Consider the following 15,137-nt stretch of genomic DNA (forward strand, 5'->3'; position numbering starts at 1 on the left):
CAGAAATGAGTAAAGAAATAAAATCTTTAACAAATGATATTATAAAATATGTTAATAAAAATGATAATTATATGTTAATCTTAGAAACAAAACATCTTAATCCAAAAAATACGATATAATTAACCCACTAATTATGATGAAAGGAAACATAAAACCAATGAACCAAGATTTACAAAAACTTTTCCATGAAATAGGATTTGACGATTTTGATAATGATTTTACTAACGCCACTGTCCATAGTGTCCAATATTTTCATCATAATCAACAAGCCAACATCACTATTAATTTACCTAACTTCTTACCAATTACTACCCTAAAACGCTTTGAACAACACTTCAAACAATTAGGAGTACCTAATCTTAATATTTACTTTACTGTTAATAACAATTTTAATGAACAATTAGTTTTAACATATTTTGAATATATTAAAACCTACAAACTCCATTTATTAGCTGGTATTTACTACTCATTACCGACATCTGCCCTTAATTGCATTAATAACATGATTACTATTACTATTCACAATAGTGTTGAAGAAAAATTAATTAAAAATGAATTAACACAATTTATTAGTTACTTTCATCAATATGGTTTTCTTAGTTTACAAATCAAAACTGTGATTAATCCAAATCAACAACCATTTTCTAGTTACGAAAGTGAAGCAAAAGCACAAGTCCAAAAAATAACAGAGGCTTTAAAATCAAAACCAATAACTAATACTATTACTCCACCAAAACAAACGTATGGTGCTTATCGTAAAAAATCCAAAGTGAACTTAGAAATTACTAATTACACGCACCAAATTAAAGATATTCTTAACGATGAACCCAACATCATTGTGACAGGTAAAGTTTTTAAAATTAATAAATTCTTAACTAAAACTCAAAAATGATTTTATTCATTTTCGATTACTGATTATACTGATGCTATTACTTGTAAATCATTTATTAGTAGCGACCAACCTGATGCAAAATTAGATAGTATCAAAGTTGATGATTGAATTAAAGTTTCAGCCAATAGTCGTTATGATAACTTTAGTAAAGAACAAGTTTTATGGATTGATGATGTTATTGTTGACCAATCATTAAATATTGTTGTTAATGATGATGCTGTTTCAAAACGAATTGAATTTCATACCCACACCAAAATGAGTGCTATGGATGGAATTACTTCGGCACAAGATTATATTCATCAAATTGTCAAATGAGGTCATCAAGCCATTGGTTTTACTGACCACTTAAACGTTCAAGCCTACCCTGATATTGCTAGTGCTGCTAAAAAATATCCTAATTTAAAAGTTATGTATGGTGTGGAAATGGATTTGATTCCTAACAATATTAGTATTGTCAAAAATGTTATCAATGAACAAATAGCAAACCTTGAATACATAGTACTTGACTTAGAAACAACCGGACTATCTGTTAACTTTCATGAAATTATTGAATTAGGATATGTAATTATGAAAAATAATGTAGTTATTAAACAAGATACGATTCTCATTAAACCTCGCACGTTAGTACCAGAACACATTACTGAATTTACTAATATTACTAATGCCATGCTAAAAGATAAACCAGAACTAGCAACAGTGTTACCAACCATTGTCGAATTAATTGGTAATCGTACGATTGTTGCCCATAATGCTAATTTTGATTTTGGATTTTTACAAGTTGCCATGAAAAACCATAATCTTCCTTTATTAACTAATCCAGTGATCGATACTTTGCAATTATCACGTGTTATGCAAGCGCAATTAAAATATTATCGTTTAGGTGCGATTTGTCGCGTTTATGGTATTAAATATGATGACGATACTGCCCATAGGGCTGACTATGATGCTAATGTGTTAGCACAAGTTTTTGGTAAAATGTTAAAACAATTGCGTGATGAATTTAATTGTTTATTATTAAGTGATGTTAATAAGTTAATTTCTTCTGATATTAACAACAAACTTCGCGGTGAACATATTACTGTCTTTGCTAAAAATCAAACTGGTTTAAAAAGTCTTTATCAATTAGTTTCATTATCACACACGCAATATTTTTATAAATCTCCTAAGATTGTTACTAAAGCGATTGATTATTTACGAAAAGACTTATTAATTGGTAGTAGTTGTGTTAATGGTGCTGTTTTTGAAACTGCTATGAATAAAAGTGATGAACAATTAGGAGCGATTATGCAATGATTTGATTTCATTGAAGTTCAACCACCTTCGGTTTACCAAAACTTAGTACAAATGGGTAATATTACCCAAGAACAACTCCATGATATTATTAAAAAAATTATTGATAATGCCATGAAACTAAATAAATTAGTTATTGCCACTAGTGATGCTCATTATTTACATCCTCATGAAAAAATGTATCGTGATGTTATTATTAATAGTAAAGGGATTGGAGGAGTATTTCATCCATTATATGATCGACGAGGTAAAGTTACTTCATACCCTGACCAATATGTTCGCACGACAAGTCAAATGTTAAAAGAATTTAGTTTTTTAGATAATCCCAATTTAATTAATGATATTGTTATTAACAATACCCAACAATTAAGCAATCAATTTACCATGGTTAAACCGATTAAAGATGGTTTATTTACACCAACCATTGATAATGTTGATCAAAAATTACGTAACCTTTGTTATGAAGAAGCGTGAAAAAGATATGGTAATCCGCTGCCAACCATTGTTGAAAAACGTTTAACACGTGAATTAAATGCTATTATTACGCATGGTTTTGCTGTGGTTTATTGAATTGCCCATAAGTTAGTAGCAAAGTCTTTGCATGATGGTTATTTAGTGGGGTCGCGTGGTTCGGTTGGTTCTTCATTAGTAGCAACCTTTGCTAATATTACGGAAGTTAATCCCTTACAACCACATTATTTATGTCCACAATGTAAAGCCAGTCAATTCATTAGTAATGGTGCTGTGAAATGTGGTTATGATTTACCATTTCAAGTTTGTTTAAAGTGTAATGTCAACATGATTAGTGATGGTCATGATATTCCCTTTGAAACCTTTTTAGGATTTGATGGCGATAAAACTCCTGATATCGATTTAAACTTTTCAGGTGAATACCAAATGCAAGCTCATGATTTTACAAAAGAAATGTTTGGTGAAAACTTTGTCTTCCGTGCTGGAACTATTTCCACCATTGCTAATAAAACTGCGTTTGGTTATGTTAAAGCCTATGCTGAAAAAATTGGCCAAACGGATATGCGCACAGCAAAAATCGAAATGTTAAGTCAAGGTTGTGTTGGAATCAAAAGAACGACTGGTCAACACCCAGGAGGAATTATTGTCTTACCAAAAGCATATGATATTACCGATTTTACGCCGATTAATTATCCAGCTGATGATACTAGTTCGACTTGAAAAACTACCCATTTTGATTTTGACGCCATTCATGATAATTTATTAAAACTAGATATTTTGGGCCATGTTGATCCCACAGCTTTAAAAATGTTAGAAAACTTAACAGGAATTAACCCGAAAACGATTCCTAATCAAGATACAAAAGTACTATCATTATTTTCTAATTTAAGTGCATTAAATATTACTAAACACGATTTGCTTGGTGAAATAACAGGAGCGATCGGAATTCCTGAATTTGGTACTAGTTTTGTTCGTAAAATGCTAAGTGATACGTTACCAACATCATTTGCTGAATTAGTCCAAATTTCTGGGCTTTCACATGGAACTGATGTCTGATTAAATAATGCCGATGAATTAATTAGTAAGCAGGGATTAAAATTAAAAGATGTAATTGGCTGTCGTGATGACATTATGACTTACCTAGTATATCAAGGTTTACCTGCCGAAATGGCCTTTAGTATTATGGAAGATGTGCGAAAAGGTAAAGGTGTAAAACCAGAATATGAAACTGTTATGCAACAAATGAAAGTGCCTAATTGATACATCCAATCTTGTAAAAAGATTAAATACATGTTCCCGAAAGCTCATGCTACAGCTTATGTCTTAATGGCATGACGAGTATCTTGATACAAAGTTTATTATCCTCATGAATATTACGCTACTTACTTTACAACAAGATGTGATGGTTTTGATATTGAAACGATGTTGCAAGGAATTGGTGCTATTACCAATAAATTAAAAAATATTAATGAACAATTAAAAAATAGTACTAATCAAAAAACCGCTATTACTAGTAAAGAACGAGAACTTATTCCATTATTAGAAGTGGCGTTGGAGATGCATGCTCGTAATATTAAATTTAGTAATATTAGTATTGAACACTCAGCAGCAAAAAGTTTTCAAGTAATAACCATTGATGGTGAAAAACAAATTTTACCGCCATTCATTGCTTTAGATGGCTTAGGAGAAATTGTGGCTAATTCTATTATTAACGCTCGTAATGAAAAACCCATAACTTCTAAAAATGATTTACAATTACGAACAGGACTTACTAAAACTAACTATCAATTATTGTTAACAATAGGTGTATTAGAACATTTAGATGAAAATAGTCAATTAATGTTAGAATTATAGTAGCAACTATTTTAGAAGTGTAGGTGTATTATGTATAAATTAAGTAATAAAGCCAATTTTTACATGCGTCTGTCAGCACTAATTATGTTGATTTTATTTTTAATTATTGATTTGATTTCTGCAATTTATTTTCCTATGGAAAAGTTTAAAGATTTAGGTTTTAGTGAGCGAGTAGGAAGTTATTATTCTTATTTTACAACTGAAAGTAATTATATGGTTGTAATATATTTTTGTTTATATTTATTTGATGCTCATTTTCGGGGAACGAAACCTAGTTTTCAAACGCGATTAGCTGTAACAGTTTATATTACTATTACCATGTTAGTGTTCTGGTTAGGAATCTTTACAGCAGAACAAGACCCGAAACAGTATAGTTTTTCTAATTGAATATCAACTGTTATTTTACATTTGATTATGCCCATCACCATGATTACTAGTTTTGTCTTAACTTGTGGTCAAAATTTTGTTAGTTTAAAGAAACAACATAAAATTTATTTATGATTAATTGTGCTTTATCCAGCTATTTATTGTATAGTGATTTTAATTCGTGGTCATTTACGTTATTTAGACTATATGGAAAGTATTGCTAGAGGTGATATTCTTCCCCATCCACCATGTGACACGTGATATCCATATTTCTTTTTTGATTATTCCAATGGAGCAAATGGATGATTAATGGCTGCTGCAGCAGTGGTTGTGGTGTTTGGTTTGTGTTTTGGATTACAATATTTTTATATTTGAATTAACAATTTAATGTATAAACGTTATCAAAGTCGTGAACATCGGCTTCATTATTTTTACCAAAAAGTATTACGAAAACTTGATAAAAAAAGTAAGCATGATAAAGATAATGGTAAAAAATAGTTATTATTTTAAATAACAAAATAAGTGTTTACTTTTTAATTAAGTAACACAATTCAATTAAGTAACACAATTCACCGTAAGATAATTTATTAATTATTTTGTTTTTTGTGTTATGATTATTTTGTTATTAAAGTATATAAAATAAAAAAAATACTTGCAGGTGTTTTAATGTGTGTTCAAGAGAATTTTTATATTAAAAAAGTTTATTATGGTGCTTATGTTAAAAATATAATTTTACCTATGAGTGCTATATTAAATAATAAACGTAATGAAATTGGTATTAAAAATTTAGGTATTAATGATAAAAAGTTACGTAATTCTACTATTCGTACTAAAACAAAATTAATACATAAAGCTTATCATAATTTTTATAATGCAAAAGTTTTAAGTTTTGTTACTTTAACTTATTGAGATAACATGCAAGATATTAATAAAGCAAAACATGATATTGCTATATTCTTTAAACGCTTAAAGCGTTGGTGAAATGACCCTAAGCGTTCTAAGTATTTAGGTAAATTAAAGTATATGTATGTTTATGAATATCAAAAACGTGGTGCTATTCATTTTCATATTTTATTTAATAGAAAAATACATAAAAGTATGTTACCACAGTGATGACCATTTGGTTTTAATGATGTAAGAGTTGTTCAAAAAGGTACTAATGAAAATATAGTTAAATATTTAGCAAAATATGTTACTAAGGTTCAAAATGATGTTAAATCTTTAAATCAATATGATTTAGGTGTACGTGCTTATGCTTTTTCTCGTAATTGTTCTAATCCAAAAGTGGTTAAAGGTCAGAAGGTAATGTTATATCAGCGTTTAGTTGACGCTTCTGTTAATGTTTTACATACACAATTTTTCAAAAAGAAAATTGATAATTTAGGTCGTACTATACTTTTTGGTGGTAGTTTTGATACTACTGTTTTTGGTGATAATTTTAAAGATTATGATGAATATGTCTCAATTGATAGTATTAGATTCAGGAATGCAATTAAACGTGTACCAAGAATTTTACATTAAGCAATTTTTAAAAAATAAAACTTATATTATATTAAGTAATAAAATAATTAATTTTTGAAAAAAACATAAGAATTTTATGAACTATTTAATATATTTAATTTTTGGAAAGTATATTAAAATCTATTTATTAATGATAAAATAATAATCTAAAAATAAATTAAATTTTTATTTAATTTTTATTTTTGAAAAATAATTTGTAAGAAAGTAAAATTATATTATAATGAAGTCTGTTTTTTATTTAATTATTGGTGCTTTTATATCTAGTTTAGTTGGAATACTTTTTTCTGTTATTACTAATTGATTTAAAAATAAAATATTTTTGGTAAATTATTATATAAAAAGTAAAGAAATATATTTTAAAATTGAGCAATTAGATTATATAGCAAATTCTTATGCAAATGAATTATTAAAAATATTTAAAGATAATGAAATAATAATTGCACATATAAAAAAGCAAATTAAAAATAGAAAATTTTTAGTTGTATGTTTTTGGAAAGACTTAAATCCATTTACAAATATATTAGATGATGAATATAGAAAGTTATGAAGTAAGTTTGAAAAAAAACTTAAAGAAAAATATTTTCAAAAATATTATGTTGTTAAATATATTGAAGACTCAGAATTTATACAAACTAGATTGATTAATATTTTAAGAGAATTTATAAAATATTCTGATTTTAATACTAAGTTTAAATATTCAGAAGAATTAGATAATATTTTTATTAAATGAGAAATTTTTATTGAAGATAATAATATAATTGATTTGTATAAAAATTATAGTAGTCAAAAATATATTAAAAAAATGAAAAAAGTAAAATATATGTTTTTATTAAAAAATAAAATGTATAAACAAATTAATAAATGGATTTAAAAAATATTAGAAAAATACTTGTATATATATAATGGTTAATAGCAAATACGTAAAGTTTTTACCTGCAAGTAGGCTTTATGTTTTTGCGTTTTTTTGTTGTAAATTTTATTTTTTATGTCAATTGACAAAAATTAGAAGTAATGAAGTAATTAAAGATGAGAAAAGTGGTAAGTCCAAAAAATATGATGTACTTACTTTTTCGCCTTTTTATATTACTGATAAAGGTATTAAAATATCAACTGGTGAAAAATCTAAGGATAAATGAGTTTTACATGATAGTGAATTATTTACTAAAATTGCAAAAATGAATTTAAGTCTTGGTTCCTATTATGATGTTGAAATAACATGAGAAGCAAAAATTATTGACATACATAATTTAAAAACTAAATAGTTATTTATTATAGGGTAATTTTAAATAATTATTTAAAGGATTAAATTTATGTCAAAAATTAATAATTGTGCTTGTCAACAACCTTTTCATTTAGCAATGTATATGTGTAAACTTTGTGACCAAGTTATTTGTCCTAAGAAAGTTTTACAAAATTTATATACTAAAGAATATTATTGTCCAAGTTGTATATTAGATATTGCTTTGGTTAAACAAAAAGGACAATTACAACAAAAAGAAAATTAAAAAAACTAAATAAGGGGCATATATATACTTTTTAGTGTATTTTTGCCCTTTACTCTAATTAGTATAAATATGCTCCTTAAAGATGAAAAATATGCATGACACTACTAGAATTAGGAGCAGACGTATACGGGCCAAGTCCACAGGAAGGTTCACGATTGGAGTTGGCTTTACGTAATAACTATTTAACATTAGCAAAGGAATTAATGGAAAGAGGATTTGATGTTAATTTTGCCGACAAAAACCAAGAAACTGCTTTGCATAAAATGTGTTCTAACGGAACTGATGAAAAAATTTTATTTTTACTTGAGCATGGAGCTGATGTTAAATGTAAAAATGCAGAAGGTAAGACACCATTAGAAATTTATCGTGCTAGCGATAATTGTTCACAAGCAGTAATAGCAAAATTTGAAAAGCAAGCAAATGAATTACAAAAACTATCGGAAATTAAAGTTGATAGATTAGAAGAAATAAGCGTTAATGAATTTTCAATAAATAGTCCATCTACATCATCTAATTGTGATTATAATCAAAAACAAACAAATAAACTTAGTAATAAAAAATAACTTCCACCAATGACTCAAACGGCATCTATCAAAGAATGCTCTTTTAAACAACCTGAACGTGCTTCTTACAACAGTGGAGATACTAATAATGTTGCAAAATTAGCACAAAAAGTTCAAGAAGCAGAAAAACAAAAAGATCGCGAAAAAATAATGTCAAAACAAAAAAATATTTCTTTCTCTATGAGATAACTTGAATAAGCTACAATTATATTGTAGCGTGAATCTTAAGAGTTAAGCATTAATAAAATTAGGCTTTCCAATTAACTGTGTAAGTTAATTTTATAAAATTACTAATTAAGATTAATTTTATCTTCAAATTTTATCATAAAATGAGCGATTGCTTCATTTCAATTTTGAATTAGCATTGTTCATTTTTTGTCATTGATTCAATTGCTAAATAAAAGATTTTGAAAACTGACATGTCATTAGGAGCGTATGTCCAATAAACTAAATATTGCTTTGATTTTTAATGTTAAATAGTCAGTTTGGTCTGTTTCAGGTGGCGTGTTAGTTGTACCACAGGTTATGACATTTAGTAGTTACTGCATTGTCAGTATTAATAGGGTTAATAAAGATAGTAGTTTTCTCATATTTTCTTACCTTTTTTCTTTTTCGTATTGAAAGCACCACTTATTTAGTGAAACACTCTACTATTTATTATATATAAGTGTTAAATGCGCTTAGAGAGGAGTGTCTCTAAGTTGAATAACACTATTAAACTAAAAATTGATTTGCATCCTTAGCACAAGAATAACTACCATATGAAGGTTATAAAACTACAAAAGAAGGTATTGATTTAATGTTCCACCAATAACCTAATTTAAAATACAATAATAAAATTTCATTTTAGGAATCAGAAATTTGTTTTTAAAAATTTTTACATTTTTAGCTCAAAAATAAGATAAAATATTAGTATTAAAGAAAAAGGTGAACCAATGTCATTTCAACAATTCAATTTACAACCATGATTAATTGATAATTTACAAAAAGAAAAAATTATCACCCCCACACAAGTACAAACAGAAATTATTCCACTTGCACTAAATAATCAAAACTTAATTATTCAAAGTCCAACTGGAAGTGGTAAAACCCACACTTTTTTAATTCCGATTTTAAATAAATGTGATACTACCATTAAAACTACCCAAGCGGTTATTATTGCCCCAACCAGAGAACTTGCCCAACAAACATTTAACTTTTGTAAAGCGTTAATGAAAGACCAAGATATTACTATTGCGTGTTTAGTTGGCGGAAAAGATATTAACCGTCAAAGTAATAATTTAATACATAATCAACCTCAAATTGTTATTGGTACGCCAACTAGATTAAAAAAATTATATGAATTAAATATGTTAGCAATTACTACTACTAAGATTTTAGTAATTGATGAATGTGATATGCTCTTTGAAATGGGTTTCATGGATGATTTAGACTTTTTAATTTCTAAAATGCACCAACAAGTACAAATCATGACTTTTTCAGCAACGATTTTACCACAACTTGCTAGTTGATTAAAAAAATATATGACTAATACAACAACGATTACTATTGCCAATCAAGCTCAACAAATTCGTCATGTTTTTATTAATCTTCACCATCAAGATGTTAAAAAACAATTACCATCTTTACTGTCGATGTTTGAGCCATATTTATGCTTAATCTTTGTTAACAATAAAGATGAAATTAAGACCATTGGTGATATTTTAATTAAACTAGATAAAAAAGTAGCAATCTTACATGGTGGATTACCAGCCCGTGAACGAACACAAACTTTTAAGCGTATTAAAAACTTTGATTATCAATACGTTATTTGTTCTGACATTGCTGCCAGAGGAATTGATATTGAAGGAGTATCACATGTTATTTCTTTACAATTACCAACTAATAATATGGAGTACTATTTTCACCGTGCTGGAAGAACTGGACGTGGTAAATACTCTGGTATTTCTTATGTCTTTTATGACAAAAGTGATAACTCCGCGCTCCATAAATTAAAAAACTTACATGTTCCTTTAGAATATTATAAAATTAAAGATAATAAATTAGTAGCAGAAATTACTAGTGAAACTATTGTTCGCAAAGGTAAAAAAAATCAACCTAACAAAGCAGAACAATACATTATTAATAAATTTAAAGCTAACAAAAAAGTCACGCCTGGCTACAAGAAAAAATTAAACCGTGATTTAGAAGCAGTTAAAAAAGCAACTAGACGCCAGCACATTAAAGCATCAATTAAAAAAATCAAAAAAACGGAAGCTATTGCCCGTAGAAAAAAATTATTTGAAGAATCTAAATAACGAAAGTTGGATAAATTAATGGAAGCAAAAGATTTAATTATTGGTTGCCATGTCGCAATGAAAGCACCTAAATATTTACTCAATTCACTCCAAGAAGCACTTAGTTATGGTGCCAATGCTTTTATGATTTATACAGGGGCACCACAAAATACCATTCGTAAACCAACCAAAGATTTATTCATTACTGAATTTCAACAAACGTTAAAAACTAATAATATTAGTATTGACAATGTTATTGTTCATGCCCCATATATTATTAACTTAGGTAATAGTGTCAAACCTAGTACTTTTCAATTGGCAGTTGATTTTTTACGTACCGAGATTATACGTTGCCAAGACATTGGTATTAAAACCTTAGTTTTACATCCAGGCGCTGCTGTGGGAGCACTACCCCAAGTTGCTTTAGATCAAATTGTGAAAGGACTAGACGCTGCTTGTTTACCTAATCAAACTTTAAAGATTGCTTTAGAAACGATGTCAGGTAAAGGTAGCGAAGTAGGAATTAATTTTGAACAATTACAATATATTATTAATAATGTTAAACAACCTAACTTAATTGGTGTTTGTTGAGACACTTGTCATTTATCTGATGCTGGTTATGATTTAAATAATAATTTAGATGAAGTTATAAATGAGTTTGATCATCTAATTGGTTTAGAAAAATTATTTGTTATGCACATTAATGACTCTAAAAACCCACTTGGTAGTCGTAAAGACCGACATGCCAATTTAGGAATGGGTTATTTAGGTTTTGAAACTTTAGTTAATATCATTTATCATCCTAAGTTAATTAACAAAATTAAGATTTTAGAAACGCCCTGAATTAATGACCAATCACCATACTTACATGAAATCAAAATGATTAGAACTAAACAATATAATAAAGACATCTTATTAGCATTAGGGGAAAAATAACATGAAAAAAATTGGTATTTTGGGTGGTACCTTTGACCCGTTTCACAATCAGCATTTAAATATTATCAAAACTGCTTATCAAAAACTGCAATTAGATGAAGTATGAATTTTACCAACCAACCAAAATCCCTTAAAAGATAGTGTTAGTGCAACTAGTGAACAACGAGTAGCAATGATTAACTTAGTCATTAAAGATTATCCATGATTAAAACTTAACGAATATGAATTGACAAATAGTGAACCTAGTTGTACTATTAATACCGTTACTTATTTTACTAACACTTATTGTGACTATAAATTCTATTTTATCATTGGTTCTGATAATTTATACACTTTAAACCAGTGGCAAGGCATTGACCAATTAATTAATTTAGTAAAAATTGTTGTTGTTAATCGCCCCCATTTTCGGAAAACGTTAGATTTAATGAAAAAATATCAATGTCGTAACTTAGTTGTCAGTCCAAGTAGTGACATTAGTTCTGCCAAAATCAGAAGTGGCGAAGTCATAAATCAACTTGATAGTAGGGTAAATAATTATATTAATAATAATTTATTATACAATAATACTAGGTTGCAATTTAATTTAGATGAGAAACGAACACAACATTGTCTTAATGTTGGTGAAATGGCACGAAAATTGGCTATTCACTATAATATTAATCCTATTCATGCCCAAATTGCTGGTAATTATCATGATCTTTGTAAACAGTGAAGTAAAGGCAAAATGACAAGGTATTTAACGAAACATAATAAAGATATCCTACAAGAACCGTTTCCAGTTTGACACGGTTATGTAGCAGCATTATATTTAAAAAACCATTATCTAGTCACTAATGAGGCAATCATTCTCGCGATTGCTAAACATACTATGGGTGCTATTATGATGACAAAATTAGATTTAATAGTGTTATTAGCTGATAAAATTTCTATCGAACGAACATCACCTTATGTCGAACAATTACGAACACTGGCATTTAAAGATTTAACTTTAGCCTTTAAATTTTATTTAAAAACCTTAAAAACCAATTTGGAAGCAAAACATCAACCACTAAATAAAAACTTTTTAACAATTTATGAATCATGAATCACTAAGGAGTAACAATGATGGCAGAAAAAACTAACAAAAAATCCAAACTGATAAAGTCTGATGAGATTAATGTGCAACCAGAAAATAAAGTTGACAATAACAATTTTAATGATAACCAAACAACACCCAATAAAAAACGTGCTAAATTAAAAAAAGGAATATCAGGTTTTAATGAACTACGTATTAAAAAAAGTGGTTTCATGCTAACTGTTTTTAAATATTTTAAAAAGTATCCAATCCTTTATATTGTTGCCATGATAGCAACTGTAGCATCAGCGGCAGTATCAGTAATCATTCCTAAAATTACCAATAATTTTTTAGCAGTACCTGATGGTTTTAGTAATTGAAATAACATTTTAAATTTAGCGTATATTCTTATTAGCTTACAAATTGGTTCGGGATTATTTATGTATGTTCGTAATTTAACAGGAAGTATGATTGGTGTTAAAGTAGAAATTGAATATCGTAATAAAGTTTTAAAACATTTATTAGAATTAGATATGTCATATTATGAAGACCGTAAAATTGGCGATACTCTAACTAAACTTATTAGTGATACAGGTGTGATTGGTGAAAACATGCAATCAATTCCCTTAACTATTCTTAGTTCTGTTGTTACCTTCTTTGGTTCAATTTATGTTATCTTCTCTTTAAATTGACAGTTATCATTAATTGTTTTAGGAATTGTTTTATTAATCTTAGTAGTGTCAATATTAAATGTCCAAATTATTCGTTACTTAAACTACAAATGACGAAAAGTATATACTGATGTTAATGCTGATATTACCGACCGTTTAAGTACCATTACCTTAATTAAAAGTAATGCTACTGAAAAAACAGAGAATGAAAGATTTGTTAATGAACATCTTAAATACTACCAAGCTGCTAAGAAAACTATTACCTTTGATAGTTTTACGAGAGCATTACTAATTACCTTACTAACAGGTATTAATATTGTTGGATTAGTAGCAGGATTTATCTTTGTTAATAAAGGAATGTTACAACCCACAACTCTAATTGCTTTTATCTTAGCTGTTAATACTTTAATTTTCCCAGTTATTCAAAGTATTGTCTTACTTGGGAACCTTGCTAAAACATCAACTTCAATTATACGAGTTAACGAAATTTTAGACGTTGAACCAAAAATTAAAACTAAAGATAATGCTTTAGCAGTTAATGAAATTACTAATGATATTGTTTTTGAAAATGTTAACTTCCGTTATGATGATAAAGAAGCATGAATCTTAGAAAACTTTAACTTCACATTTGAAAAAGGAAAAAGTTATGCCATAGTTGGTGCCACAGGAGTTGGTAAAACGACTATCTCAAAATTACTATTACGTTATTATGATCCAGCCCAAGGTCGAATTTTAATTAATAAAGATACTGATTTACGTGATGTTGACTTAACACAATATTTACACCACATTGGTTATATTGAACAAGATCCACAAATTTTATATGGTACCTTTGCTGAAAACATTAGTTATACAAAGCAAGGTGCAACATTAGATGAAATCAAAGCAGCAGCCGCGAAGGCTAATCTTCACGACTATGTTCAAGAACTACCTAATGGTTATAACACCATTTTAGGAGAACGTGGGATTAATTTATCAGGTGGTCAAAAACAAAGAGTTGCCATTGCCCGAATCTTTTTAAAAAATCCCGAATTACTAATCTTAGATGAAGCCACAAGTGCCCTTGATAACATTGTTGAAAAAGAAATCCAAACTCAATTTAATAAATTGATGATTGGTCGTACAAGTATTGTTATTGCTCACCGTTTATCAACTATTAAAACTGTTGATAAAATCTTAGTATTAGAAAAAGGGAAAGGTTTAGTTCAAATTGGTACTTTTGATGAGTTGAAAGTTAAAGAAGGCCACTTTAAACATTTATATGAAGCAGGAATTATGGGATAATTTTTTACGATTTCCACTGTAATTTTGTAGAAAAAGATATCAATACAACCTAAAATTTGATTTTATTGAATTTTAGGTTTTTTATTAAATAACACTTATTTTATTATATAATTACTACAAATACTAATTTTAGTATTTGGAAAGGAACAAACTTATGAAATCATTATTGACATTAATTGCTACAACTTCTTTAATCGGAACTGTACTACCAACTATTAATAATCATCAAGTAACACCTACCAATACAACAAAAACCGTATCAAATCTAACATGAAAATTTACTAAAACTAAGAAAAATATCGAAAATATCACATTTTGAAATAGTACAACTAGTATTATTAAGGAGCAAAAAAACTAATAAACTCTTTTTTATTAATCCCAAAGGTGAAATTAAAGATACTAATTTATACAATCCTACTCCTAATCCAACTACTTTTGCTGAAGTTAGTAATAA

At 27.8% G+C, this 15,137-nt stretch carries 13 protein-coding genes and 1 pseudogene; 13 read left to right on the forward strand and 1 reads right to left on the reverse strand.

Annotation, left to right across the window (positions count from 1 at the left end; translation table 4 throughout):
• The first annotated feature begins 157 nt into the window (after nucleotides 1-157).
• From AAHM98_RS03535 to AAHM98_RS03570, 8 genes are all read left to right on the forward strand, one after another.
• Nucleotides 158-4,507 (forward strand): PolC-type DNA polymerase III, encoded by a 4,350-nt coding sequence (locus tag AAHM98_RS03535; RefSeq protein WP_342277095.1) that lies wholly within the window; start codon nucleotides 158-160, stop codon nucleotides 4,505-4,507.
• 30 nt (nucleotides 4,508-4,537) lie between these two features.
• Nucleotides 4,538-5,371 (forward strand): Pr6Pr family membrane protein, encoded by an 834-nt coding sequence (locus AAHM98_RS03540; protein WP_342277096.1) that lies wholly within the window; start codon nucleotides 4,538-4,540, stop codon nucleotides 5,369-5,371.
• 168 nt (nucleotides 5,372-5,539) lie between these two features.
• Nucleotides 5,540-6,394 (forward strand): rolling circle replication-associated protein, encoded by an 855-nt coding sequence (locus AAHM98_RS03545; RefSeq protein WP_342277097.1) that lies wholly within the window; start codon nucleotides 5,540-5,542, stop codon nucleotides 6,392-6,394.
• Nucleotides 6,395-6,614: 220 nt separating this feature from the next.
• Nucleotides 6,615-7,265: a hypothetical protein gene (locus AAHM98_RS03550; RefSeq protein WP_342277098.1), complete on the forward strand. Its 651-nt coding sequence runs from the start codon at nucleotides 6,615-6,617 to the stop codon at nucleotides 7,263-7,265.
• A 121-nt stretch (nucleotides 7,266-7,386) separates the two neighbouring features.
• Entirely contained in the window at nucleotides 7,387-7,656 is a 270-nt protein-coding gene (locus AAHM98_RS03555; protein WP_342277099.1) for a hypothetical protein, read from the forward strand.
• A gap of 48 nt (nucleotides 7,657-7,704) precedes the next feature.
• Complete coding sequence (locus AAHM98_RS03560) at nucleotides 7,705-7,899, forward strand: hypothetical protein (RefSeq protein ID WP_342277100.1); 195 nt, start codon at nucleotides 7,705-7,707, stop codon at nucleotides 7,897-7,899.
• 95 nt (nucleotides 7,900-7,994) lie between these two features.
• The gene (locus tag AAHM98_RS03565) at nucleotides 7,995-8,462 is read left to right on the forward strand and encodes an ankyrin repeat domain-containing protein (protein ID WP_342277101.1); all 468 of its coding nucleotides are present in this window, start codon (nucleotides 7,995-7,997) and stop codon (nucleotides 8,460-8,462) included.
• Between the two features lie 9 nt (nucleotides 8,463-8,471).
• Nucleotides 8,472-8,651: a hypothetical protein gene (locus AAHM98_RS03570; RefSeq protein ID WP_342277102.1), complete on the forward strand. Its 180-nt coding sequence runs from the start codon at nucleotides 8,472-8,474 to the stop codon at nucleotides 8,649-8,651.
• A gap of 101 nt (nucleotides 8,652-8,752) precedes the next feature.
• Here the strand turns inward: AAHM98_RS03570 and AAHM98_RS09005 are convergent.
• A pseudogene (locus AAHM98_RS09005) lies at nucleotides 8,753-8,892 on the reverse strand (IS256 family transposase); the annotation flags it as partial.
• 505 nt (nucleotides 8,893-9,397) lie between these two features.
• On the opposite strand from AAHM98_RS09005, the gene AAHM98_RS03575 reads away from it, so the two are divergent.
• The 5 genes from AAHM98_RS03575 (at nucleotide 9,398) to AAHM98_RS03595 (ending at nucleotide 15,041) form a co-directional block, all read left to right on the forward strand.
• Nucleotides 9,398-10,759, forward strand: a complete 1,362-nt coding sequence (locus AAHM98_RS03575) for a DEAD/DEAH box helicase (RefSeq protein WP_342277103.1) — start codon at nucleotides 9,398-9,400, stop codon at nucleotides 10,757-10,759.
• An 18-nt stretch (nucleotides 10,760-10,777) separates the two neighbouring features.
• Entirely contained in the window at nucleotides 10,778-11,674 is an 897-nt protein-coding gene (locus AAHM98_RS03580; RefSeq protein WP_342277104.1) for a deoxyribonuclease IV, read from the forward strand.
• A 1-nt stretch (nucleotide 11,675) separates the two neighbouring features.
• A complete protein-coding gene (locus AAHM98_RS03585; RefSeq protein WP_342277105.1) occupies nucleotides 11,676-12,773 on the forward strand; it encodes a nicotinate-nucleotide adenylyltransferase in 1,098 nt (365 codons plus the stop codon).
• A gap of 2 nt (nucleotides 12,774-12,775) precedes the next feature.
• Nucleotides 12,776-14,683, forward strand: a complete 1,908-nt coding sequence (locus AAHM98_RS03590; protein WP_342277106.1) for an ABC transporter ATP-binding protein — start codon at nucleotides 12,776-12,778, stop codon at nucleotides 14,681-14,683.
• A gap of 154 nt (nucleotides 14,684-14,837) precedes the next feature.
• Complete coding sequence (locus tag AAHM98_RS03595) at nucleotides 14,838-15,041, forward strand: hypothetical protein (protein WP_342277107.1); 204 nt, start codon at nucleotides 14,838-14,840, stop codon at nucleotides 15,039-15,041.
• Nucleotides 15,042-15,137 lie beyond the last annotated feature (96 nt).

This window comes from Spiroplasma endosymbiont of Nebria brevicollis, from assembly GCF_964030895.1.
In the GTDB taxonomy this organism is placed as follows: domain Bacteria; phylum Bacillota_I; class Bacilli_A; order Mycoplasmatales; family VBWQ01; genus Spiroplasma_E.